Raw genomic sequence first — 22,244 nt, 5'->3', positions numbered from 1 at the left:
GCGACACAAAATTTCGTGAAGCGGCTGCAAAACGTAAGCTTCGGTCTCTGGAGGCGTCGCGAGTCCGACACTGGCTTTACCCGTTTTCTTGTGTCTGGCTCTTGCGGGCGGGTCATGAAACCGGTCAAGGTCCCGGCGATTTTCCCAGCACAGGCAGACGCATGTTCTTCGCTTCCGACAATTGGGCAGGCGCCCACCCAAGCATTGCAGCCGGCCTCTCGGCCCATACCGCCGGCTTTTCGACCGCCTATGGCGACGGGGCCCTCGACCAGGCCGTCTATCACCGCTTCAGCGAGATCTTCGAACGCGAGGTGGCCGTGTTCTTCGTGGCGACCGGCACCGCCGCCAATTCGCTGTCGCTGACGACCTATAACAAGCCCGGCGGCATTTCCTTCGCCCACCGCGAATCGCATGTCATCGAGGACGAATGCGGCGCGCCGGAATATTTTTCCGGCGGCTCGCGGCTTCACGCCGTCGACGGCCCGCTGGGCAAGATCGAGCCACACAATCTGGACAGGGCGATCGGCCGTTTCGCCGGCGAAGTGGTTCATTGGGGCCGGCCGATGGCCATCTCGATCACGCAGTCGACCGAGGTCGGCACAATCTATGGTCTGGACGACATTGCGGCGATTGCAGCGATCGCCAAACACCATTCCGTGCCGCTGCACATGGACGGCGCTCGCTTTGCCAACGCGCTGGTCGCGCTCGACACCACGCCGGCCGAAATGACCTGGAAACGCGGTGTCGACATCCTGTCCTTCGGCGGCACCAAGAACGGCTGCTGGTGCGCCGAGGCGATCGTGCTGTTCGACCTCGACCGCGCCAAGGAATTGGCCTTTCTGCGCAAGCGTGCGGCACAGTTGTTTTCGAAGTCGCGCTTCGTCGCGGCGCAGTTCGAAGCCTATTTCAAGGACGGGCTTTGGCTCGACACAGCGCGCCATGCCAACGCCATGGCCGCGCGCCTGGCGGCGGCGATCGAGGATTCGGCCACGGCCAAGCTTGCCTGGCTGCCGCAGGCCAACGAAGTCTTCGCGGTGATCAAGAAAATGGAAGCCGAAAAACTGCAGGCGGCGGGCGCGGCCTTCTACGACTGGCACAGGCCGCACGGTTTCGACGGCCATATCGGCGAGGATGAACTGCTCTATCGCTTCGTCACCAGTTTTGCGACGACCTCCGAGGAAGTCGACCGCTTTGGCCAGTTGATCGCCGAATAATCGGCCTTCGCGACAACAAAAAAGCGGCGCCTTTCGGCGCCGCTTCCGTCTCGGGACGAGACTTAGACATTACGCGGCGGCCTGTTAGGCTGCCGTCTTGGCCTCGATCTGCTTGGCCGTGGCCGGAGCCGAGGTGATCGCGATCTTGCGCGGCTTCAGCTCTTCGGGAATGTTGCGCTTGAGGTCGACGAAGAGCAGGCCGTTCTTCAGCGCAGCGCCGACGACTTCAACGTGATCGGCAAGCTGGAAGCGGCGCTCGAAGGCCCTGGAGGCAATGCCGCGATAGAGCAGCTCGGAGCCCTCGCCGGTGCCCTCGTCCTTGCGCTCACCCTTCACGGTCAGCACGTTGCGGTGGGCTTCGATGGAGATCTCGTCATCCGAGAAGCCGGCAACCGCCATCGAGATGCGGTAGGAATCCTCGCCGGTGCGCTCGATGTTGTAGGGCGGATAGGTTTGCGCGCCATCGGGCTGCGCGAGCGAATCGAGCATCGTGAAGAGACGGTCGAAGCCGACGGTCGAACGATAGAGCGGGGAAAAATCAACATGACGCATGAGGTGTTCTCCTGTTGAGCAACATGGTTTGCGTATGGTCGGTCCGAAACCCGTGATCGGCGTTTCCGGAGACCAGCGGCCCCGACATTGGCGGCCGCAACCCACATCTGGGGAGCCCCCGAAAGCATTTCAAGTTTCGTTTGACGGCAAAAAAGGATGAAGCGGCCAGCCTTTGATGAACGGCAGATGAACCGGTGCTTTGGCGCCCGTTCAGACAGCCGCCGCTAAAGTGGCTCTCAAGATCAAGGATTGGCGGCGCCGGATTTGCACAGGTGCCGCAACGAGGCCGAACCGGGTGTTAACGTCCCTTCCTCCCGGATCGACAGGGGCCGGAAGCGTGCTCAAAGCCGCTTCCGGCCTTCCCCCGTTGCAGTCGTCGACAACCTGGAATTCCTTTGCTTTTGGCGCATTGGCGTCTATCACCTTGGCAGGGCCAGCCATCTCGGGCAGGCACGTGAAGACGCCGAGCACAAAGCGCCGAATGACGGACATTTTCCAGGACACTCCGCTTTTCCACCAAACCGAGGGCAATCCGCGACCGGAAAACGCCACCGGCGGCTTTTTCACCACGCGCGACCGCAAGAAGATACGTTATGGCCTGTTCGCAGCGGTGGCGCGTCCAATGCGGGGCACCGTGGTGCTGCTCGGCGGCCGCAACGAGTGCATCGAGAAATATTTCGAGACCATCCGCGACCTTGCCGCGCGGGGCTTCGGTGTCGCCACCCTCGACTGGCGCGGCCAGGGCGATTCCGACCGGCTGATCCGCGATCGCCAGCGCGGCTACGTCAGGTCGTTCCGCGACTATACGGCTGACCTGGAGCAGTTCTTCGAGGAGATCGTGCTGCCGGATTGCCGCGGACCGTACTACATCCTCGCCCATTCCGCCGGGGCCGTGATCGCGCTGCTTGCCGCGCCGTCGATGGTGAACCGCGTGCGGCGCATGGTGCTGATCGCGCCCTTCCTGACGCTGCCCGACCTGCCGGTCTCGATAGGAACGGTCCGCCGGATCTGTTCGTTTTTCTGCGCCCTGGGGCTCGGCCGGCTCTATGCCGCCTGGGGTCCACGGCCGAGACACACGCTGCCCTTCGAAGCCAACAAGGTGACGTCGGATCCGCAACGCTATCGCCGCAACACGCGTATCTATGAAGAGCATCCGCAACTGGCGCTTGGCGGCCCGACGATCCGCTGGCTGCAGGCGGCGGCGAAGGCGTCGGAAGCCATCAGCGACCCCGCCTTCATGGCCCGCATCCAAGTGCCTCTGCTGATCATCGCCGCCGGCGCCGACCAGGTTGTCTCGACCAAGGCAGTGGAAACATACGCGAGAAATCTGAGACTTGGTTCGCTGTTGATGATCGACGGCGCCAAACACGAAATCCTGCAGGAAGCCGACCTCTACCGCGAACAATTCCTCGCCGCCTTCGACGCCTTCGTCCCCGGGTCCGACGATCCGACGGCCTGATGGGCACCGTGGCCCTTCCAGGGTCAGGCTAATGCATGTCGCCCGGAAGTGTCCTCGGTTCCGGGACAACGACATGCATAAAATCAAAAGCTTACAGCAGGTCGGGCGAATCCTGTTCGCCGCGACATGCTGTAGCGTCAACAAAGAAGCCGATCAGCCGCGCAGGGCGGCCATGGCGGCGGCATGGAGCTCCGGTGTCGCGGCCGCCAGCACATCGCCGCCATTCTCCGCCGGCCCGCCGTCGAACGTGGTGACGACACCGCCGGCTTTCTCGATGATCGGGATCAGCGCCACGATGTCGTAGGGCTTCAATCCGGGATCGGCGACGATGTCGACGCTCCCCGAGGCGATCATGGCGAAGGCATAGCAATCGGCGCCATAGCGGGCGAGCTGGATCTGCTTCTCGAATGCGTCGTAGCGCGTGCGCGCCTCGCCCTTGAACAGAGCTGGCGTGGTGGTGAACAGCGTCGCCTCGTCGAGTTTTGTCGTCTTGCGGGTCAACAGTTTTCGAGGGCCGCCCGGTCCCTCGTAGTGCGAACCGGACTCATTGGCGTAGAACAGCTCGCCGGTGAAGGGCTGCGCCATCATGCCGGCGACCGCCTCACCATCGACCGTCAGCCCAACCAGCGTCCCCCACACCGGCAGGCCGGAGATGAAGGCGCGTGTGCCGTCGATCGGGTCGATCACCCAGACATGCCGGCTGGAGATGTTCTCGCTGCCGTGCTCTTCGCCCAGGATGCCATGGTCGGGATACTCGGCCGATATCAGCGCCCGGATGGCGCGCTCGGCCTCGCGGTCGGCCTCGGTGACCGGGTCGAAACTGCCCTTTTCCTTGTTGGCGACCGCACCCTGGGCGCGAAAGCGCGGCAAGGTCTCCGCCGCTGCTGCCTGCGCGATGCGGCGCATGAAATCGATGCTGATGTCCAACTGATTCTCCCGCATTGCGGCATGCCCATGCCGAGCACTGCCGCGACTTTCCCGCCAAGACAAGCTTGTTTATCGATTTATCTGCCCGGGCAACTGTTGCCGGAATGTCACGACATCGCCATCCAAACGCAATTTCCACATCACTATGAATTAAAAAAGCCTGAAGGTCGCTTGACATTTGTGCAGCGCACAATACCCTCACCCTCGGACAGGTTTTTTTCTGTCCATGCCCTCCTTGGGCGTTTCCTCCCTAGACTTCGACCGTATCGTGCAAACGATGCGGTCTTTTTTTACACCCGTTGCACCCCAATGCATGTCGCCCGAAGGTGCTTGGTGGGTTTGGGGACACCGACATGCGTGAAAACAAGACGCGGTTCATTCCGCGGCCAGCGGCAGGTCGATGAAATGATGATCCGGCATCGCCATCAGGTCAGCTGAAAATCGCGTCAGATCGTCGGCCAGCGCATCGAAGCCGGCGGCTTTCTCGAATGTCCGCTCATTCATGTAGAGCCCGCGATTGACCTCGATCTGCAGCGCATGCAGATGACGCGCCGGGCGGCCATAGTGTTCCGTGATGAAACCGCCGGCATAAGGCTTGTTGTGAGCGACGGCATAGCCCATCGCGGTCAGCAGGCCGATCGCGGTTTCGGTCAAGGCCGCGGTGGCCGAGATGCCGAAACGGTCGCCGATGATGAAATCCGGCCGCAGACCGTTGTCGCCGACGCGGATGCTCGCCGGCATCGAATGGCAGTCGATCAGCACGGCAAAGCCGAAACGTGCGTGCGTCCTGGTCAAAAGCCGCTTCAGCGTTTCGTGGTAGGGCTTGTAGACCGCCTCGATGCGGGCAACCGCCTCGGCGAGCGGCAAGCGGCCCGCATAGATGTCGAGCCCCTCCCCCACCAACTTCGGCACGGTACCGAGCCCGCCAGCGACACGCGCGGAGCGGATGTTGCAGAAGGACGGCACCGGCTCGGCGAACATGCGCGGGTCGAGTTCCCAAGGCTCGCGGTTGACGTCGAGATAGGCACGCGGGAAATTCGCCGCCAGCATTGGCGCGCCCAATGCCACGGCGCCGCCGAACAGTTCGTCGACATAGCAATCCTCAGAGCGGCGGATGGCGTTGCGGTCGAGCCTTGCCATGGCAAGGAAGCGTTCCGGATAGTAGCGGCCGCTATGCGGCGAGTTGAAGAGGAAAGGGACGCGCTGCTCGGCGCCCGACCGGATTTCGAAGGGTGGAAAGACCGAAAAATCCTCGGCTGCCGTCTTCAATTTGAACGAACCCGAAAACAACAGTGCATCATGGCATGAAACTGACACCTTGCTGCCCGCATGTCCAGCATTTCAGCGGTCGTGCCGCCGGGCAAATGTGGGCCAAGCGCGTCCGCGTTCACTTGATGTTTACTCTCACCTCCTCATATACAGGATGGTTAACGGGCTTGCCCCACGGCAGTCTCGGGCGGGTGATTCGGACGGGATATCATGGCACGCATTCTTCTGGCGGAAGACGACGACGATATGCGTCGGTTCCTCGTCAAGGCGCTGGAGCGCGCCGGCTACCAGGTCAGCGATTTCGACAACGGCGCCAGCGCCTATGAGCGGCTGCGCGAGGAGCCGTTCTCGCTGCTTCTGACCGACATCGTCATGCCGGAGATGGACGGCATCGAGTTGGCGCGGCGCGCCACCGAGATCGACCCCGACCTCAAGGTCATGTTCATCACTGGTTTTGCCGCCGTGGCACTGAACCCAGATTCCAAGGCGCCGAAAGACGCCAAGGTGCTGTCCAAGCCCTTCCACCTGCGCGATCTCGTCAACGAGGTCGAGAAGATGCTGCAGGCGGCCTGAGCCGCCTTCCACAGGCCGCCGGCGTCACTCCACAGCCGCGGCGACACGACGTGCTTTTCCTCTTTTCCTGCTATTGACGCGCCGGACCAAAAATGGTGTATGCGCGGCTTCGGATGGGCGTGTAGCTCAGCGGGAGAGCACTGCATTGACATTGCAGGGGTCACAGGTTCAATCCCTGTCACGCCCACCATCCGTACCTCATTGAAATAACTAGTTTTTCGGACATATTCGCTTCCTGAAAGACCCTTGGTTCGGTTGCTAGTCACAAACTGGTCACAGCAAAGGGTTCGTCATGGCTACGATTCGGAGGTCTCGGCGCGTGTCGGATTCGATCGTCATCCATCGGAGCGCTCGCGCTACCGATGCAATCAGCGAGTTTTGCGAAGGGGCAAGCCACAACACTCGAGTTGGCCGGCCACGGCCAAACCGGTGTACCACTCAGACGCCAGCGATGGCGCACAGGTTCTTCATCCTGGCGACGGCAAGTTCTGGATCGGCCAGCAAGCCTGCCTGGTCGGCGAGGCGAAAGACATCGGCATAATGGGGGATGCCGCGCGCCGACTGCATGCCGCCGACCATCGCGAAATGGTCCTGATAGCCGTTCAGCCAGGCCATGAAGACAATGCCGGCCTTGTAGTATTCGGTCGGCGCCTCGAAGATTTTGCGCGACAGCGGCACGGTCGGCGCCATCAGCGCGTCATAGCCGGCACGATCGCCGTCAGCCAGCTTCGCCAGCGCGGCATTGGCAACCGGTGCGATCGCGTCGAAAATGCCGAGCAGAGCGTGCGAGTGCCTCTTGCCGTCGCCGGCGATCAGTTCGGGGTAGTTGAAGTCGTCGCCGGTGAACATCACGACGCCATCCGGCAGCCGGTTCCTGAGCGCCACCTCCTTGCCGGCATCGAGCAGCGATATCTTGATGCCTTCGACCTTGCCGGCATGGCGCTCGATGATGGCGACCACCGTATCGAGCGCGGTCTCGAAGTCGTCGCTGCCCCAATAGCCCCTCAACGCCGGGTCGAACATATTGCCCAGCCAGTGCAGGATGACCTTGCCCGATGCCTGGCCCAATATGCGGTCGTAAACCAGGGCGTAGTCGTCCGGGCCCCTGGCCACGGCGGCCAGCGCGCGGCTGGCCATCATGATCGCCTTGCCACCCTGCCCTTCGATGAAAGCGAACTGGTCTTCATAGGCGGCGATCACCTCGTCCAGTGTCCTGGCCGACGCCGGCGCCAGATGGTCGGTTCCGGCGCCTGAGGCGAGATCGGCGCCAGCGACGGTCCGCGCCTCCGCGATTGAACGGCGGATCAATTCCTGCGCATTTTTCCAGTCGAAACCCATGCCGCGCTGCGACGTGTCCATCGCCTCGGCGATGCGGAAGCCGAGCCGCCACAGATGATGACGGAACGCCATCGTTCTGTCCCAGTCGACAACCGGCCGCGACCATGGATCGGTCATTCCCAGGGGATCGGCAACGACATGGGCGGCGGCATAGGCGATGCGCGGGAACCGCGCGCCGATTACCGGCTGGACCGGCTTTCCGACAAGCGCGTAACGGGTGCTGCGGCCACCCCCAGCTGGCAAGGCAATGTCCATCGATCTCTCCCTATCGCAGCGCTTATTAAATGGAACGTTCCAATAAATCAAGAACCTTTAGGATTCGAACTGAGCCTGCCAACCAATGCTGCGTTGCAACACGGAACCCTTCAGTGGCGCGATTTCTGACCGCATCGTCTGACTGAGAAAAAATCCCGGTTGACTCATCCAGGATGCGGGGATTAGAACGTTCCAATAAATTGAGTGAGAAAACCGGGGAGGATATCTGGATGGCCAGCCGGGCCAAGGCGACGATCTTCGACATTGCCCGCGAAGCAGGCGTGTCCAAATCGACGGTGTCGCTCGTGCTCCAGGGCAGCGGGCTGATCCGCCCCGAAACCGCAGTCAAGGTACGCAAGGCGATCGAGGATGTCGGCTATGTCTACAACCGCGGCGCCGCCAATCTGCGCAAGGCTCATTCCAACGTGATCGGCATGGTCATCAACGATCTCACCAATCCGTTCTTCGCCGAACTGGCGGTGGGCATGGAGCGTGTCTTCCAGTCGGCCGGCATCGTGCCGTTCATCGCCAATACGGCGGAGAACCCGGTGCGTCAGGAAGAAGTGCTGAAATCACTGATGGAGCAAGGCGTCGCCGGCCTTATCGTCTCGCCGGCGCGCGGCACCACCCCGGGTGCCTTCCGGCGGCTGGAGATAGCGGGCGTGCCGGTCGTCTTCGCCATGCGCCGCTTGCCGGAAAGCCGCATCCCGGTGATCACGCCCGACAATCATCGTGGCGCCTACCTCGCCACCGCTCATCTCATCGGCAAGGGGCACCGCCGCCTGGCCTTCTTCGGCGGCTCGTCCGACCTCGTCGTCTATCATGAGCGCCTGGGTGGCTTTCGCGAAGCCTGCGAAACGCTCGGCATCGACGCCCGCGACGCGCTCATCATCGAGGGCGAGACCAACCGCAAGGGCGGCATGGCCTGCCTGGAAACGTCGCTCGCAATGGCCGAGCCGCCAACCGCGGCGCTCTGTTTCAACGATGCCGTTGCCTTTGGCGTCATGCTGGCGCTGCGCAAGCGCGGACTTGAGCCGGGTGCGGATTTCGCCGTCGTCGGCTTCGACGACGTCGTCGAGGCCGAACATTATATGCCGCCGCTGACCAGCGTCGCGGTGGACTCCGCCGGTCTCGGCGAACGCGCGGCCCATGTCATGATCAAGATGATCCAGTCGCGCACCACGCGCGCGGAGGACCATATCGGCGCGGTCAATCTCGTGGTCAGGGAAAGCTGCGGTCCGGATCGCCGCACCAGAGCCCGGGCCATGGGAACGGGAGGCGCGGCATGAGCGTCAAATGGGGGCTGATCGGCGCCAGTACGATCGCCCGGCAATTCATGATTGACGCCATTCGCGCGCAAGAGGGTGGCGAGATATCATCGGTGATGAGTTCCAGCCCGGAACGGGCCGCGGCCTATGCAAGGGAAAATGGAATTCCGGCCGCCGTATCAAATCTCGATGCCTTGCTCGGGTCCGACATCGACGCCGTCTACATCTCGACCACAAACGAACTGCACCTCGAACAGGCGCTCGCCGCGATCGAAGCGGGAAAACATGTGCTGTGCGAAAAGCCGTTGGCGCTGACCAGCGCCGACGCGCGCCGGATGGTCGTTGCGGCGAAGGCCGCGGGCATCGTGCTCGGCACCAATCACCATCTGCGCAACGCCGGCGCGCACCGGGCGATGCGCGAGGCGATTGCCGCCGGTCGCATAGGCCAGCCCATTGCCGCGCGCGTCTTCCATTCCGTCTACCTGCCCGAAAACCTGCAGGGCTGGCGCATCGCCAAGCCCGAGGCAGGCGGCGGCGTGGTGCTCGACATCACCGTGCACGATGCCGACACGCTGCGCTTCGTGCTTGGCGACGATCCGGTCGAGGTTTCCGCTTTCACGCAATCCGCCGGCATGGCCGGCCACGGCCTGGAAGACGGCGCCATGTGCATCTGGCGCTTCGATTCGGGCCTCATCGCGCAATCGCATGAGGGATTCACCACCAGATTTGCCGACACCGGTTTCGAGGTGCACGGCTCCCAGGGATCGCTGATCGCCCGCAATGTCATGACGCAAAAGCCGGTCGGCTCGGTCCTTCTGCGCACCGCCAGCGGCGAAGAAGAGCTGAGCTTCGACCGCGAGAACCTCTACGTCAGGTCGGTGGGCCGGTTCCACGCTGCGATCCGTGGCGATGGCCAGCCTTCCGCCACCGGAGAAGACGGCATCTGGTCGCTGGCCGCGGCCGAGGCGGCATTGCAATCGGCGGCCTCCGGCAAGGCCGTCAAGATCGACCCGAAACTCGGGAGCATGAATTGAGCAAAATCGTTTCATCGGCGCAGGCGGCGAGCCTGATCAAGGACGGCATGATCGTCTCGGTGTCCTCGTCGAGCGGCCTCGGCTGTCCGGACGCGGTGCTCGCCGCCATCGGCGAACGCTTCGACAGCGAGGGCCATCCCAAGGACATCACCACGCTGCATCCCATCGCCGCCGGCGACATGTATGGCATCAAGGGCATCGATCATCTGGCCAAGCCGGGCCTGTTGAAGCGCACGCTGTGCGGCTCCTATCCGTCAGGTCCCTCCTCCGCCGAGCCGCCGCAAATCTGGAAGATGATCGGCGACAATTCCGTTGCCGCCTATAATGTGCCGTCCGGCATCCTGTTCGACATGCACCGCGAGGCCGCGGCCAAGCGGCCGGGCGTGCTGACCAAGGTCGGCCTCGACACTTTCGCCGACCCGCGCCATCAGGGCTGCGCCATGAACGCCGCCGCTGGCGAGCCGATCGTGTCGGTGCAGCAATTCGATGGCGAGGAATGGCTCTATTTCCGAGCCATCGTGCCCCAGGTTTCGATCATTCGCGCCACCACGGCGGACGAGCGCGGCAACCTGACCTATGAGCATGAGGGCGCTTATCTCGGCGGCCTGGAACAGGCGCTCGCCGCCCGCAACAATGGCGGCATCGTCATCGCGCAGGTCAAGCGCGTCGTCGAGAACGGCACGCTGAAGCCGCATGATGTGCGCGTGCCGGGCGTGCTGGTCGATCATATCGTCGTCGCGCCGGGCCAGTTGCAGACGACGCTGACGCCTTACGACCCGGCGATTTCGGGTGAAATCTTCCGGCCGCTGTCGACCTTCCGCAACGCCGAAATGAACGTGCAGAAGGTGATCGCACGCCGCGTCGCCATGGAGCTGCGCGACGGCATGGCCGTCAACATCGGCTTCGGCATCTCGGCCAACGTGCCGCGCATCCTTCTGGAAGAAGGCCAGCACGGCAAGGTCACCTGGGTGATCGAACAGGGTGCTGTCGGCGGCGTGCCGCTGCTCGACTTCAAGTTCGGCTGCGCCTCCAACGCCGAGGCGATCATGCCCTCGCCGCACCAGTTCATCTATTTCCAGGCCGGCGGCTTCGACGCTTCGCTGCTCTCCTTCCTGCAGATCGACCGCCACGGCTCGGTCAACGTCTCGAAGCTTTCGGCGCGGCCGCATGTCACCGCCGGCGCCGGCGGCTTCGTCGACATCACGTCGCGAGCAAAGAAGATCGTCTTTTCCGGCTTCTTCAATGCAGGGGCCAAGCTGTCGCTCGCCAATGGCGGCATCCGCATCGACGCGGAAGGCAAGGTCAAGAAAGTCGTCGAGGAGGTCGAGCATATCTCCTTCTCCGGCAAGCGCGCCGTCGCGCAGGGACAGGACATCACCTATGTCACCGAGCGCTGCGTTATGAAGCTGACGCCCGATGGGCTGATGGTGACGGAACTGGCGCCGGGCATCGACCTCGAGCGCGATGTGCTTGGTCAAGCCGAGATCCCGCTTAATGTAGCCAACGACCTCAAGGTGACGCCGGCCGCGCTCTACCAGGATCGGCCGATCGGCCTGTCGCTCAATGGCGGCGCCTCGCTCGGAGGCGCGCATGGCTGAGCGCCTCGTCACCTTCGAGCAGGATGGCGCAATCGGGGTCGTCACCTTGCGCCGGCCCGAAAAGTTCAACGCACTCGACATCCCGATGCTGCGCGCGCTGGAAGCGGCGCTCGATGAGGCGGAAAGCGCCGAAAGTGTGCGCGTCGTGCTTATATGCGGCGAAGGCAAGGGCTTTTGCGCTGGCGGCGATGTCGAGGCCTGGGGCGGTATGAGCGCCGCCGATTTCCAGGTCCAGTGGGTGCGCTACGGCCACCGCGTCTTCGACCGGCTGGCGCGGCTCAGGCAACCGACCATCGCCGTGCTGTCGGGCCACGCGCTGGGCGGCGGGCTGGAACTGGCCATCGCTTGTGATTTCCGCGTCGCAGAGGCGCAAATCAAGCTTGGCTTCCCCGAAACCTCGATCGGCGTCGTCCCCGGCTGGTCCGGCACGCAGCGCGCCGTACGCCGCTTCGGCGCACAGACGGTGCGTCGCATGGCACTGGGCGGAGAAATCCTGCTTGCGGCCGACGCGCTTGCGCTTGGCGTTGTCGATCGTGTCGTCGAGACCGGCAAGGCGTCTGCCGAAGCCGAGGCCTGGGCCGAAAAGATCGCAGAACGCGGCCCGCTGGCAACCGAGGCCGCCAAGCTGATGATCGCCGTTGCAGAAGGCGAGGAAAGCGCTGCCGCGACCGAAGCCTTGGCCAGCGGCTTCATAGCGCTGACGGGCGATCTCAAGGCCGGCGTCGGCTCTTTCAAGACCAAGCAGAAACCCGTGTTTTCGCGTTCCTAGGACAGAGTGGAAATCACATGAATGCACCTCTCAAGATTTCCATGCCTGCCGAGGCCTCCGCCGCGCCCAAGGCATACAAACTTCTGATTGACGGCAAGCATGTCGATGCCCGCGACGGCCGCATGCTGGAACGCAAGAGCCCCGGCCACGGCTTCACCGTTTCGCGCTATGCGCAGGCAGGTGCTGGCGAAGTGGAAGCCGCGATGCAAGCGGCGCACAGGGCTTTCGAGACCGGTCCCTGGCCGCGCATGAAAGCGGCCGAGCGCGCCGCGATCCTGCTCAAGGCTGCCGACTTGATCGAAACCCGGCTGGAAGAGATCGCCCGGCTCGATGCGCTGGAATCCGGCAAGCCGATCGCCCAGGCGCGCGGCGAGATCGGCGGGGCAGTCGACATCTGGCGCTATGCCGCTTCGCTCGCCCGCACGTTGCACGGTGAAAGCTACGCCAATCTCGGCGATGCCATGCTGGGTGTCGTGCTGCGCGAGCCGATCGGCGTCGTCTCGATCATCACGCCGTGGAATTTCCCGTTCCTCATCGTCAGCCAGAAACTGCCCTTCGCGCTGGCCGCCGGCTGCACGGCGGTGGTCAAGCCGAGCGAGATGACCTCGGCCTCGACCTTCGTGCTTGGCGACATCCTGCTCGAAGCCGGCGTTCCCGCTGGCGTCGTCAACATCCTCGCCGGGCTGGGCGCCGATGTCGGCGCGCCAATGGTCAGCCATCCGCTGGTCGAGATGGTTTCGTTCACCGGCTCCACCCGTGTCGGCAAGATGACCATGGCGGCGGCTTCGAATTCCCTGAAGAAGGTCTCGATGGAACTCGGCGGCAAGAACGGCCAGATCGTCTTCCCCGATGCCGATCTCGAGGCGGCCGCCGATGCAGCGGTGTTCGGCGGCTTCTTCAATGCCGGCGAATGCTGCAATGCCGGCAGCCGGCTGATCGTGCACGAGGCGATCGCCGATGACTTCCTTGCCGCCGTGAAGGCGTTGACCGCCAGAGTACCCGTAGGCGATCCGCTCGATATCAGGACCAAGGTCGGTGCGATGATTTCGTCCGACCATCTGGCCAAGGTGACCGACTACGTGACGGCAGCCGCGAGTGATGGCGGCAGCATCTACAGCGGCGGCGGCCAGCTCCCTTCCAATGCCGGCCAATATCTTGATCCGACGATCTTACGCGACGTCACCGAAAACATGGCCGTCGCCCGCGAGGAAGTATTCGGGCCGGTGCTGTCGGTGCTGACTTTTGAAACGATTGAAAAGGCGTTGCACATCGCCAACAACACGCCCTATGGTCTGTCGGCGGGCGTGTGGAGCGCCAGCATCGACACCTGTATGTCGGTGGCGCGAGGCGTGCGTTCGGGGACGGTCTGGGTGAACACGTTCATGGAAGGTTATCCAGAACTGCCATTCGGCGGCTACAAGCAGTCGGGCCTGGGCCGCGAACTCGGCAAGCGCGCCGTCGAGGACTATACCGAGGAAAAGACAATCCAGTTTCATCGAGGCCAGCGCACCGGTTGGTGGGTCGGCTGAGTTGGGAAACCCCGGCGGCCATCCGCCGGTCATGTGAGTTGCAACAAGGGAGGAAGTACATGTTGCGCAAACTGCTTATCGGAACGGCTCTTGCGACAAGCTTTGCGTTCTCGGCCCACGCCGCGGACGTCAAGGAAGTGCAGATGCTGCATTGGTGGACGTCGGGCGGCGAAGCGGCCGCCCTCAACGTGCTCAAGCAGGATCTGGCCAAGGAAGGCTATGCCTGGAAGGACGTGCCGGTGGCCGGCGGCGGCGGCGATGCCGCGATGACCGCGCTGAAGGCGATGGTCGCGGCCGGCAACTATCCGACCGCCTCGCAGATGCTTGGCTACACCGTGCTCGACTATGCCGCGGCCGGTGTCATGGGCGACCTCACCGAGACGGCAAAGAAGGAAGGCTGGGACAAATCGGTTCCGGCCGCCCTGCAGAAGTTCTCCGTCTATGACGGCAAGTGGGTTGCCGCTCCGGTCAACGTCCACTCCGTCAACTGGCTGTGGATCAACAAGGCGGTGATGGACAAGATCGGCGGCACTGAGCCGAAGACCTTCGACGACTTCGTGGCATTGCTCGACAAGGCCAAGGCTGCCGGTGTCACCCCGCTCGCGCTTGGTGGCCAGAACTGGCAGGAAGCCACCATGTTCGATTCCGTCGTGCTGTCGACCGGCGGGCCGGAATTCTACAAGAAGGCGATGAACGACCTCGACGACGCGTCGCTCAAGTCCGACACGATGAAGAAGTCGTTCGACAACCTGGCCAAGCTGGTCACCTATGTCGACCCGAACTTCTCGGGTCGCGACTGGAACCTCGCCACCGCCATGGTCATCAAGGGCGATGCGCTGGTGCAGGTCATGGGCGACTGGGCCAAGGGCGAATTCCACGCCGCCAACAAGACCCCGGGCACCGATTTCCTCTGCTATCGCTTCCCGGGTACCGATGGCTCGGTGATCTACAACTCCGACATGTTCGGCATGTTCAACGTCCCGGACGACCGCAAGGCCGCCCAGATCGCTCTGGCCACCGCTACCCTGTCGAAGAGCTTCCAGTCGGCCTTCAACGTCGTCAAGGGTTCGGTTCCGGCCCGGACCGACGTGCCTGACACCGACTTCGACGCTTGCGGCAAGAAGGGTATCGCCGACCTGAAGAAGGCCAATGAAGGCGGAACGCTGTTCGGCTCGCTCGCCCAGGGCTACGGCGCGCCTCCGGCCGTCGCCAATGCCTACAAGGACGTCGTCTCCAAGTTCGTCCACGGTCAGATCAAGACCTCGGACGAGGCCGTGACCGAATTGGTCAAGGCGATCGACGACGCCAAGTAAGCGTTAAGCATGAAAACACCTTCCCCGCTCCGGCGGGGAAGGTCCCCGGTCCGTGAGGCCGGTCGGCCGGACGCCGACGGGAGGAACCCCATGAGCACAGTTGCGACAAGCCAGATCAAGCTGACGCCGGAGCATGCCCGCCCGCGCGCCTCGGTGCGCTCGCGCCTGCAGGAAGCCTTGCCCAAGATCGTGCTGGCGCCGAGCTTCGCCATCACCGTCGTCTTCGTCTACGGCTTCATCCTGTGGACGATCTATCTGTCCTTCACCAATTCCAAGACCTTCCCGTCCTACGCCATAACAGGCGGCCGCGCTTACCAGCGGCTGTGGAACTGGACCTTCGACACCGATCCGCCATCGAGCTGGTACACGTCGATCACCAATATGGGCATTTTCGGCTTTCTCTATATCGCCATCTGCCTGGCGCTCGGCCTGTTCCTGGCCATCCTGCTCGACCAGAAGATTCGCGGTGAAGGTGTGCTGCGCCCGATCTATCTCTACCCGATGGCGCTGTCCTTCATCGTTACCGGCGTCGCCTGGAAGTGGTTTCTCGACCCTGGCCTCGGCCTCGAACAAACCTTGCATCAATGGGGCTGGACGAGCTTCCATTTCGACTGGATCAAGAACAAGGATTTCGTCATCTACACGGTGGTCATCGCCGGCGTCTGGCAGGCCTCCGGCTTCATCATGGCGATGTTCCTGGCTGGCCTGCGCGGCATTGACGGCGAGATCATGAAGGCGGCGCAGATCGACGGCGCCACCACCTTCCAGCTCTACCGCCGCATCGTCATTCCACTGCTGCGGCCGATCTTCCTGTCGGCCTTCATCGTGCTCGCGCACCTTGCCATCAAATCCTACGACCTGGTCGTGGCGCTGACCAGCGGTGGCCCCGGCGGTTCGGCATGGCTGCCCTCTAATTTCATGTATGAGTACACCTTCAAGCGCAACGAAATGGCCGTCGGTTCGGCAAGTGCCGTGATCATGCTGATGACCATCGTCGCCATCATCGTGCCCTATCTCTATTCGGAACTCAGGGAGAAGTCGCGATGAGCGCCGTGACCACTCCCGCCCGCCAGGCCAGCGGCGGCGTCAACGTCAAGATCGTCAACCGCATCGTCATCTACGGGCTTCTGGCGCTGTTCGCGCTGTTCTATCTGATGCCGCTTTTCGTCATGCTGGTGACCTCGTTCAAGACCATGGACGAGATCCAGAACGGCAACATGCTTTCGCTGCCCAAGGCGCCGACCTTCGAGCCCTGGCTGAAAGCCTGGGGCGAAACCTGCGTCGGCCTCACCTGCGCCGGCATCAAGGGTTATTTCTGGAACTCCATCAAGATGGTGGTTCCCGCCGTGCTGATCTCGACCATGCTCGGCGCGCTCAATGGCTACGTGCTGACCAAATGGCGTTTTCGCGGCGCGACGCTGGTGTTTGGGCTGATGCTGTTTGCCTGCTTCATTCCATTCCAGTCGGTGCTACTGCCGATGGCGACGATCCTGGGCAGCCTCGGCCGGTTCGGCGTGACGCTGCAGAACACGGTCGGAACCAGCTTCGGCCTCGGCAATTCGACGGTCAACCTGGTCTTCGTCCATGTCGTCTACGGCATCGGCTTCACCACGCTGTTCTTCCGCAACTATTACGAGGCATTCCCGACGGAACTGGTCAAGGCCGCGCAGGTGGACGGCGCTTCCTTCTTCCAGATCTTCCGGCGCATCATGCTGCCGAACTCGATGCCGATCTTCGTCGTCACCGTTATCTACCAGTTCACCAACATCTGGAACGACTTCCTGTTCGCCTCCGCCTATGCCGGCACCGGTGACGCGATGCCGATGACGGTGGCGCTCAACAACGTCGTCAACACCTCGACCGGCGTCGTCGAATACAACGTCAACATGGCGGCGGCGATGATCGCCGCACTTCCCACCCTTCTCGTCTATGTGCTCGCCGGCCGCTATTTCGTGCGCGGTCTGATGGCCGGCGCCGTCAAAGGATAATCCAATGGCTTTTCTGGAAATTGACGGTCTGAGGAAGCGTTTCGGCCAGGTCGAGATCTTGAAGGGGATCGACCTTGACCTGGAAAAGGGCGGCTTCCTGGTGCTGGTCGGTCCGTCCGGCTGCGGCAAGTCGACCTTGCTCAACACCATCGCCGGCCTGGAGACGATCACTTCGGGCGAAATCCGTGTCGATGGCCGCGCCATCAACGATCTGCACCCGTCGAAGCGCGATATCGCCATGGTGTTCCAGAGCTATGCGCTCTACCCAAACATGACGGTCGCCGGAAACATCTCCTTCGGCATGGAGATGCGCGGCGTGCCGGCCGATGAGCGCCAGAAGGCGATCGACAAGGTCGCCAAGGTGCTGCAGATCGGCCACCTGCTGCAGCGCAAGCCGAGCCAACTCTCCGGCGGCCAGCGTCAGCGCGTCGCCATGGGCCGGGCGCTGGTGCGCGACCCCAAGCTGTTCCTGTTCGACGAGCCGCTGTCCAACCTCGACGCCAAGCTGCGCGTCGACATGCGCATCGAGATCAAGCGCCTGCATGCCACCACGGGCACAACGATCGTCTACGTCACCCACGACCAGATCGAGGCGATGACGCTGGCGACCAAGATCGCCGTCATGCGTGACGGTGAGGTGCAGCAATTCGGTACGCCGGCAGAGATTTACAACAACCCCGCCAATGTCTTCGTCGCCGACTTCATGGGCTCGCCGGCGATGAACCTGATCCCGGCGACCATCGGCGGCAATGGCGGCGATCTTGCCGTCGTGCTGGATCGCGAGGCGCGTCAGCCGATCACCTTGCCGATGGCCAATGCGCCGGCCGGATTGTCGGCGTTCAAGGGCAAGCCTGTCATCTTCGGCGTTCGCCCGGAGGCGCTCACCGATCCGGAAGGCGCCGAACGCAACGCCTCGCAAATCGCCACCGCCGATTGCCATATCGAGGTTGTGGAGCCGGCCGGCTCCGACACTTTCGCCGTCACCAATCTCGGCGGCAAGGGCGTGGTGGCGCGGCTGCGTGCCGATGCCAACATCCAGCCGGGCACCAACACACCGCTGGCCTTCAACCTGACCAAGGCGGTGTTCTTCGATCCGGCGACCGAGAGCCGTATTCGCTGATGCGTGTCGCCCAAAAGTGGATCCGGTTTTGGGGCAACGACATGCATCAAAACAAAAGACCTGAAGCGCGTCGCATGTGTCAATTCAAACGCGGCGCGCTTTAGGCGATGGCAAACCCCGACATCGTCATCATCGGCTCCGGCATCGGCGGCGCCACGATCGCCGCCGGCCTGGCCGGCAGCGGCGCCTCCATCCTGATGCTGGAGCGCGGCGAGCCGTTGTCGGTAACGCCGCACGCGCGCGACACACGCGCCATCTTCGTTGACGGCCATTACCGGCCGAAGGAGATGTGGCGCGAGGCCGGCGGCGCGTCCTTCAACCCCGGCAACTATTATTACGTCGGCGGCAACTCCAAATTCTTCGGCGCGGTGTTGATCCGCTACCGCAAAGAAGACTTTTCCGACATGGAACACTTTGGCGGCGTCTCGCCGGCATGGCCGTTCTCCTATGACGAATTCGAGCCTTGGTATTCGAAAGCAGAGCAGCTTTTCCGCGTGCGCGGCGCGCTCGGCGAGGATCCGACCGAGCCTTTTCATTCGGTTCCCTACGCCTTCAAGCCGGTGCCCGACGAGGCGCCGATCGCGCGTGCCCGCGCCGAGCTCAAGGGGCTCGGCCTGCATCCGGCCTCGCTGCCGCTCGGCGTCGACATCGACACCTGGCTCAGGGAGGGCAGGACCGGCTGGGATGCCTTCCCGAACACTGGTCAGGGCAAGATGGACGCCCAGACGGCACCGCTGGCGGCGGCCCTGACCGATCCGAACATCAAGCTCGAAACCGGCGCCTATGTCGAATATCTCGAGACTGCGCCGGACGGCAAAACCATTTCGGCCGTTCACTATCGCCAGAACGGCGAGCTGAAAAAGCTGTCGCCGAAACTGGTCATCCTCTCCGCCGGTGCGGTCAATTCCGCCGTCATCCTGTTGCGCTCGCCTTCACCTGACGGCAAGGGCCTGGCCAACCGCTCCGACCAGGTTGGCCGCAACTTCATGAACCACAATTCGAGCGCCATGCTGGCGATCGATCCGCGCCGCAGGAACGATGCCGTCTACCAGAAGACGCTGATGCTGAACGACTATTATCTCACGGACGGCAAGGGCGGCAAACCGCTCGGCAATGTCCAGCTTCTCGGCAAGATCGACGGCAACATGCTCAAGGCCAATGTGAAACGGGTGCCGAAATTCGTGCTCGACTTCATGGCCGGCCACGCCGTCGACTGGTACCTGATGTGCGAGGACCTGCCCGATCCCGAAAGCCGCATCATGGTCGACGGCAAGGACATCGTCATGCAATGGCGGCGCTCCAACATGCAGTCGCTCGACGGGCTGACCAAGGTGATGCGCGAGAATTTTCGTGCCTGCGGTTATCCCCTCGTGCTGTCGCGCCCTTTCGACAAGCGCACGCCCTCGCATCAATGCGGCACGGTGAAGATGGGCGACGATCCGGCAACGTCGCCGCTCGATCCGTTCTGCCGTGCCTTCGACCACCGGAACCTTTTCGTCGTCGATGCTAGTTTCCTGCCGAACTCGGCCGCCGTTAACCCGGCGCTGTCGATCGCCGCCCAGGCGCTGCGGGTGGCGGACCACATCCGCAAGACAGAGCTTGCCGCATGACCCGTCCCGCAGCCATCGTCACCGGCGGCGCGCGCGGCATTGGGCTTGCCTGCGCCGAGGCGCTGGCCGATACCGGCTTCGACATCCTGGTCGCCGATCTTGCCGATAGCCCCGCCAAACGGCTGATAGAAAACATTATAGAGCGTGGCGCGGCCTTCGCTTACCATCCTTGCGACATCGCCGATCTTTCCGCTCACACCACACTTGTCGACGCTGCCCTGCGGGCCTTCGGCCGCATCGACTGCCTGGTCAACAATGCCGGTGTCGGCGCCGTGGTGCGTGGCGACCTGCTGGACCTCAAACCCGACAATTTCGACCGCGCGCTTGGCATCAACCTGCGTGGCACCGTCTTCCTCAGCCAGGCCGTCGCCAAGGCGATGCTCCGCCAGCCCGGCGATCATCCAAAGTCGATCATCACCATCACCTCGGTCAGCGCCGAGATGGCCTCTCCGGAACGCTCCGAATATTGCATGTCGAAAGCCGGGCTTTCCATGTGGGTGAAGAACCTGGCGCTCAGGCTCGCTCCGGAAAACATCGGCGTGTTCGAGCTCCGGCCGGGCATCATCCGCACCGACATGACGGCAGGCGTGAGCGCCAAATACGACGCTTTGATCGAAGGCGGCTTGGTGCCGGCGAAACGCTGGGGCGAAGCCTCCGACATCGGCGCCATGGTGGCAGCGCTCGCTGCCGGCAGACTGGGCTTTTCGACCGGCTCGATCATCAATGTCGACGGCGCGCTTTCCGTGCCCCGGCTATGAACGGATGAGATAATGACCGACTACATCATTGTGGGCGCCGGCCCGGCCGGCTGCGTGTTGGCCAACCGGCTTAGCGAGGATCCCTCCACTTCCGTGCTGCTGCTCGAAGCCGGCGGCAAGGACTGGCACCCCTATATCCATATGCCTGCGGGCTTTGCAAAGATGACCAAGGGCATTGCCTCCTGGGGCTGGTCGACGGTGCCGCAGAAACACATGAAGGACCGCGCCTTCTGGTACACGCAGGCCAAGGTGGTCGGAGGAGGTTCCTCCATCAATGCCCAGATCTACACACGCGGCAATGCCCGCGACTATGATACCTGGGAGAAGGAAGAGGGTCTTGCGGGCTGGGGCTATCGCGACGTGCTGCCCTATTTCAAACGCGCCGAGAACAACCAGCGCTACGCCAACGATTTCCACGGCGACCAGGGCCCGCTCGGCGTCTCCAACCCGATCTCGCCGCTGCCGATCTGCGAAGCCTATTTCCGCGCCGGCCAGGAGATGGGCATTCCTTTCAACCCGGATTTCAACGGCGCCAGTCAGGAAGGCGTTGGCTACTACCAGCTTACCCAGAAGGACGCCCGGCGCTCGTCAGCGTCCGTCGCCTATCTCAGGCCGATCCGCGCCCGCAAGAACCTCACGGTCCGGACCGATGTGCTGGTAACCCGCATTGTCGTCGAGAACGGCCGCGCCATCGGCGTCGAGGTGGTCGACAGGCCGGGCGGCGAGAAGAAGACCCTGCGCGCCGACCGCGAGGTGATCGTCTCCTCCGGCGCGATCGGCTCGCCGAAGCTTCTGATGCAGTCGGGCATCGGCCCGGCCGACCATCTGAAATCGGTCGGCGTCAAGCCCGTGCACGATCTGCCCGGCGTCGGCTCCAACATGCAGGACCATCTCGACCTGTTCGTCATCGCCGAATGCACCGGCGACCACACCTACGACAATTACGCCAAGCTGCACCGCACGGCCTGGGCCGGCCTGCAATACCTGCTGCTGAAGAAAGGACCGGTCGCCTCCAGCCTGTTCGAGACCGGCGGCTTCTGGTACGCCGACCCGACCGCCGCCTCGCCCGACATCCAGTTCCATCTGGGTCTCGGCTCCGGCATCGAAGCCGGCGTCGAGAAGCTGAAAAACCCGGGCGTCACCTTGAACTCGGCCTTCCTGCGGCCGCGCTCTCGCGGCACGGTGCGGCTGAAAAGCGCCGATCCCACCGACCATCCGCTGATCGACCCCAACTACTGGTCCGATCCCTATGACCGCGCCATGTCGCTGAAGGGGCTGCGGCTGGCCCGAGAGATCATGCGGCAGAAGGCACTTGCCCCCTATGTGCTGCGCGAGGTGCTGCCCGGTCCGTCGCTCGCCAGCGACGAAGATCTGATCGACTTTGCGTGCCGCACGTCCAAGACCGACCACCACCCGGTCGGCACCTGCCGCATGGGCCATGACGAGATGGCGGTGGTGACCCCCGACCTCAGGCTGCGCGGTATGGAAGGCTTGCGCGTCTGCGACGCATCGGTGATGCCGCGTGTGCCTTCTTCGAACACCAACGCACCAACCATCATGGTCGGCGAAAAGGGCGCTGATCTGATCCTTGGCCGCGAGCCGCTGGCTCCGGCGGTGTTTTCCGGCAATCGCGCTGCTTAGATGTTTGATCCCAGGGTTTGATGGTGCAT

General features: G+C 63.2%; 19 protein-coding genes and 1 tRNA gene. 16 read left to right on the top strand and 4 right to left on the bottom strand.

Annotation, left to right across the window (positions count from 1 at the left end; all coding sequences use genetic code 11):
* The first annotated feature begins 161 nt into the window (after window positions 1-161).
* Window positions 162-1,214, top strand: coding sequence for a threonine aldolase family protein (locus C7I87_RS03570; RefSeq protein ID WP_149902906.1), 1,053 nt, complete (start codon window positions 162-164; stop codon window positions 1,212-1,214).
* Between the two features lie 84 nt (window positions 1,215-1,298).
* Here C7I87_RS03570 and C7I87_RS03565 read toward each other — a convergent pair whose 3' ends face one another.
* Window positions 1,299-1,766, bottom strand: coding sequence for an Hsp20 family protein (locus C7I87_RS03565; RefSeq protein ID WP_149902905.1), 468 nt, complete (start codon window positions 1,764-1,766; stop codon window positions 1,299-1,301).
* Window positions 1,767-2,247: 481 nt separating this feature from the next.
* Between C7I87_RS03565 and C7I87_RS03560 the strand changes: the two genes are divergently transcribed.
* Window positions 2,248-3,225: an alpha/beta fold hydrolase gene (locus tag C7I87_RS03560; protein WP_149902904.1), complete on the top strand. Its 978-nt coding sequence runs from the start codon at window positions 2,248-2,250 to the stop codon at window positions 3,223-3,225.
* Between the two features lie 153 nt (window positions 3,226-3,378).
* Here C7I87_RS03560 and hisN read toward each other — a convergent pair whose 3' ends face one another.
* Window positions 3,379-4,152 carry a histidinol-phosphatase gene (gene hisN, locus C7I87_RS03555; RefSeq protein ID WP_149902903.1) on the bottom strand — a complete coding sequence of 258 codons (774 nt, stop codon included), beginning with the start codon at window positions 4,150-4,152 and terminating at the stop codon, window positions 3,379-3,381.
* Between the two features lie 375 nt (window positions 4,153-4,527).
* Complete coding sequence (locus C7I87_RS03550; protein ID WP_149902902.1) at window positions 4,528-5,469, bottom strand: N-formylglutamate amidohydrolase; 942 nt, start codon at window positions 5,467-5,469, stop codon at window positions 4,528-4,530.
* A gap of 162 nt (window positions 5,470-5,631) precedes the next feature.
* Between C7I87_RS03550 and cpdR the strand changes: the two genes are divergently transcribed.
* Together cpdR and C7I87_RS03540 are read left to right on the top strand one after the other, a co-directional pair.
* On the top strand, window positions 5,632-5,994 hold the full coding sequence (gene cpdR, locus C7I87_RS03545; RefSeq protein WP_006199474.1) for a cell cycle two-component system response regulator CpdR: 363 nt from the start codon (window positions 5,632-5,634) through the stop codon (window positions 5,992-5,994).
* Window positions 5,995-6,109: 115 nt separating this feature from the next.
* Window positions 6,110-6,184, top strand: a tRNA-Val gene (locus tag C7I87_RS03540).
* A 248-nt stretch (window positions 6,185-6,432) separates the two neighbouring features.
* Here the strand turns inward: C7I87_RS03540 and C7I87_RS03535 are convergent.
* Window positions 6,433-7,587 carry a dihydrodipicolinate synthase family protein gene (locus C7I87_RS03535; RefSeq protein ID WP_149902901.1) on the bottom strand — a complete coding sequence of 385 codons (1,155 nt, stop codon included), beginning with the start codon at window positions 7,585-7,587 and terminating at the stop codon, window positions 6,433-6,435.
* Between the two features lie 230 nt (window positions 7,588-7,817).
* Here C7I87_RS03535 and C7I87_RS03530 point away from each other — a divergent pair, with 230 nt between their 5' ends.
* From C7I87_RS03530 to C7I87_RS03475, 12 genes are all read left to right on the top strand, one after another.
* A complete protein-coding gene (locus tag C7I87_RS03530; protein WP_149902900.1) occupies window positions 7,818-8,876 on the top strand; it encodes a LacI family DNA-binding transcriptional regulator in 1,059 nt (352 codons plus the stop codon).
* Window positions 8,873-9,889 carry a Gfo/Idh/MocA family protein gene (locus C7I87_RS03525; RefSeq protein ID WP_149902899.1) on the top strand — a complete coding sequence of 339 codons (1,017 nt, stop codon included), beginning with the start codon at window positions 8,873-8,875 and terminating at the stop codon, window positions 9,887-9,889. The genes C7I87_RS03530 and C7I87_RS03525 overlap by 4 nt, the downstream gene beginning before the upstream one ends.
* The gene (locus C7I87_RS03520) at window positions 9,886-11,487 is read left to right on the top strand and encodes an acyl CoA:acetate/3-ketoacid CoA transferase (protein ID WP_149902898.1); all 1,602 of its coding nucleotides are present in this window, start codon (window positions 9,886-9,888) and stop codon (window positions 11,485-11,487) included. The genes C7I87_RS03525 and C7I87_RS03520 overlap by 4 nt, the downstream gene beginning before the upstream one ends.
* A complete protein-coding gene (locus C7I87_RS03515; protein ID WP_149902897.1) occupies window positions 11,480-12,256 on the top strand; it encodes an enoyl-CoA hydratase/isomerase family protein in 777 nt (258 codons plus the stop codon). Before C7I87_RS03520 ends, C7I87_RS03515 begins: the two co-directional genes overlap by 8 nt.
* A 17-nt stretch (window positions 12,257-12,273) precedes the next feature.
* Window positions 12,274-13,785 carry an aldehyde dehydrogenase family protein gene (locus C7I87_RS03510; protein ID WP_149902896.1) on the top strand — a complete coding sequence of 504 codons (1,512 nt, stop codon included), beginning with the start codon at window positions 12,274-12,276 and terminating at the stop codon, window positions 13,783-13,785.
* A 59-nt stretch (window positions 13,786-13,844) separates the two neighbouring features.
* Window positions 13,845-15,098 carry an ABC transporter substrate-binding protein gene (locus C7I87_RS03505; protein WP_149902895.1) on the top strand — a complete coding sequence of 418 codons (1,254 nt, stop codon included), beginning with the start codon at window positions 13,845-13,847 and terminating at the stop codon, window positions 15,096-15,098.
* Between the two features lie 90 nt (window positions 15,099-15,188).
* Complete coding sequence (locus C7I87_RS03500) at window positions 15,189-16,145, top strand: carbohydrate ABC transporter permease (RefSeq protein WP_149902894.1); 957 nt, start codon at window positions 15,189-15,191, stop codon at window positions 16,143-16,145.
* Window positions 16,142-17,086, top strand: coding sequence for a carbohydrate ABC transporter permease (locus C7I87_RS03495; protein ID WP_149902893.1), 945 nt, complete (start codon window positions 16,142-16,144; stop codon window positions 17,084-17,086). The genes C7I87_RS03500 and C7I87_RS03495 overlap by 4 nt, the downstream gene beginning before the upstream one ends.
* A gap of 4 nt (window positions 17,087-17,090) precedes the next feature.
* Window positions 17,091-18,206, top strand: coding sequence for an ABC transporter ATP-binding protein (locus C7I87_RS03490; RefSeq protein WP_149902892.1), 1,116 nt, complete (start codon window positions 17,091-17,093; stop codon window positions 18,204-18,206).
* Window positions 18,207-18,313: 107 nt separating this feature from the next.
* Window positions 18,314-19,816: a GMC oxidoreductase gene (locus C7I87_RS03485; protein WP_149902891.1), complete on the top strand. Its 1,503-nt coding sequence runs from the start codon at window positions 18,314-18,316 to the stop codon at window positions 19,814-19,816.
* Window positions 19,813-20,574, top strand: a complete 762-nt coding sequence (locus C7I87_RS03480) for a 3-ketoacyl-ACP reductase (protein WP_149902890.1) — start codon at window positions 19,813-19,815, stop codon at window positions 20,572-20,574. Before C7I87_RS03485 ends, C7I87_RS03480 begins: the two co-directional genes overlap by 4 nt.
* A gap of 12 nt (window positions 20,575-20,586) precedes the next feature.
* On the top strand, window positions 20,587-22,215 hold the full coding sequence (locus C7I87_RS03475; protein ID WP_149902889.1) for a GMC family oxidoreductase: 1,629 nt from the start codon (window positions 20,587-20,589) through the stop codon (window positions 22,213-22,215).
* Window positions 22,216-22,244 lie beyond the last annotated feature (29 nt).

The sequence above is a fragment of the Mesorhizobium sp. SARCC-RB16n genome, from assembly GCF_008520305.1.
Lineage (GTDB): Bacteria > Pseudomonadota > Alphaproteobacteria > Rhizobiales > Rhizobiaceae > Mesorhizobium.
The sequence above is the reverse complement of the archived record's forward strand: the minus strand, read 5'-3'. Positions and strand labels throughout refer to the sequence as shown.

Bases quoted from the DNA above. Each gene is read 5' to 3' on its own strand.
- C7I87_RS03570 (WP_149902906.1), top strand. From the start codon at position 162: ATGTTCTTCGCTTCCGACAATTGGGCAGGCGCCCACCCAAGCATTGCA.
- C7I87_RS03565 (WP_149902905.1), bottom strand. From the start codon at position 1,766: ATGCGTCATGTTGATTTTTCCCCGCTCTATCGTTCGACCGTCGGCTTC.
- C7I87_RS03560 (WP_149902904.1), top strand. From the start codon at position 2,248: ATGACGGACATTTTCCAGGACACTCCGCTTTTCCACCAAACCGAGGGC.
- cpdR (WP_006199474.1), top strand. From the start codon at position 5,632: ATGGCACGCATTCTTCTGGCGGAAGACGACGACGATATGCGTCGGTTC.
- C7I87_RS03535 (WP_149902901.1), bottom strand. From the start codon at position 7,587: ATGGACATTGCCTTGCCAGCTGGGGGTGGCCGCAGCACCCGTTACGCG.
- C7I87_RS03530 (WP_149902900.1), top strand. From the start codon at position 7,818: ATGGCCAGCCGGGCCAAGGCGACGATCTTCGACATTGCCCGCGAAGCA.
- C7I87_RS03525 (WP_149902899.1), top strand. From the start codon at position 8,873: ATGAGCGTCAAATGGGGGCTGATCGGCGCCAGTACGATCGCCCGGCAA.
- C7I87_RS03515 (WP_149902897.1), top strand. From the start codon at position 11,480: ATGGCTGAGCGCCTCGTCACCTTCGAGCAGGATGGCGCAATCGGGGTC.
- C7I87_RS03510 (WP_149902896.1), top strand. From the start codon at position 12,274: ATGAATGCACCTCTCAAGATTTCCATGCCTGCCGAGGCCTCCGCCGCG.
- C7I87_RS03505 (WP_149902895.1), top strand. From the start codon at position 13,845: ATGTTGCGCAAACTGCTTATCGGAACGGCTCTTGCGACAAGCTTTGCG.
- C7I87_RS03500 (WP_149902894.1), top strand. From the start codon at position 15,189: ATGAGCACAGTTGCGACAAGCCAGATCAAGCTGACGCCGGAGCATGCC.
- C7I87_RS03495 (WP_149902893.1), top strand. From the start codon at position 16,142: ATGAGCGCCGTGACCACTCCCGCCCGCCAGGCCAGCGGCGGCGTCAAC.
- C7I87_RS03490 (WP_149902892.1), top strand. From the start codon at position 17,091: ATGGCTTTTCTGGAAATTGACGGTCTGAGGAAGCGTTTCGGCCAGGTC.
- C7I87_RS03485 (WP_149902891.1), top strand. From the start codon at position 18,314: ATGGCAAACCCCGACATCGTCATCATCGGCTCCGGCATCGGCGGCGCC.
- C7I87_RS03480 (WP_149902890.1), top strand. From the start codon at position 19,813: ATGACCCGTCCCGCAGCCATCGTCACCGGCGGCGCGCGCGGCATTGGG.
- C7I87_RS03475 (WP_149902889.1), top strand. From the start codon at position 20,587: ATGACCGACTACATCATTGTGGGCGCCGGCCCGGCCGGCTGCGTGTTG.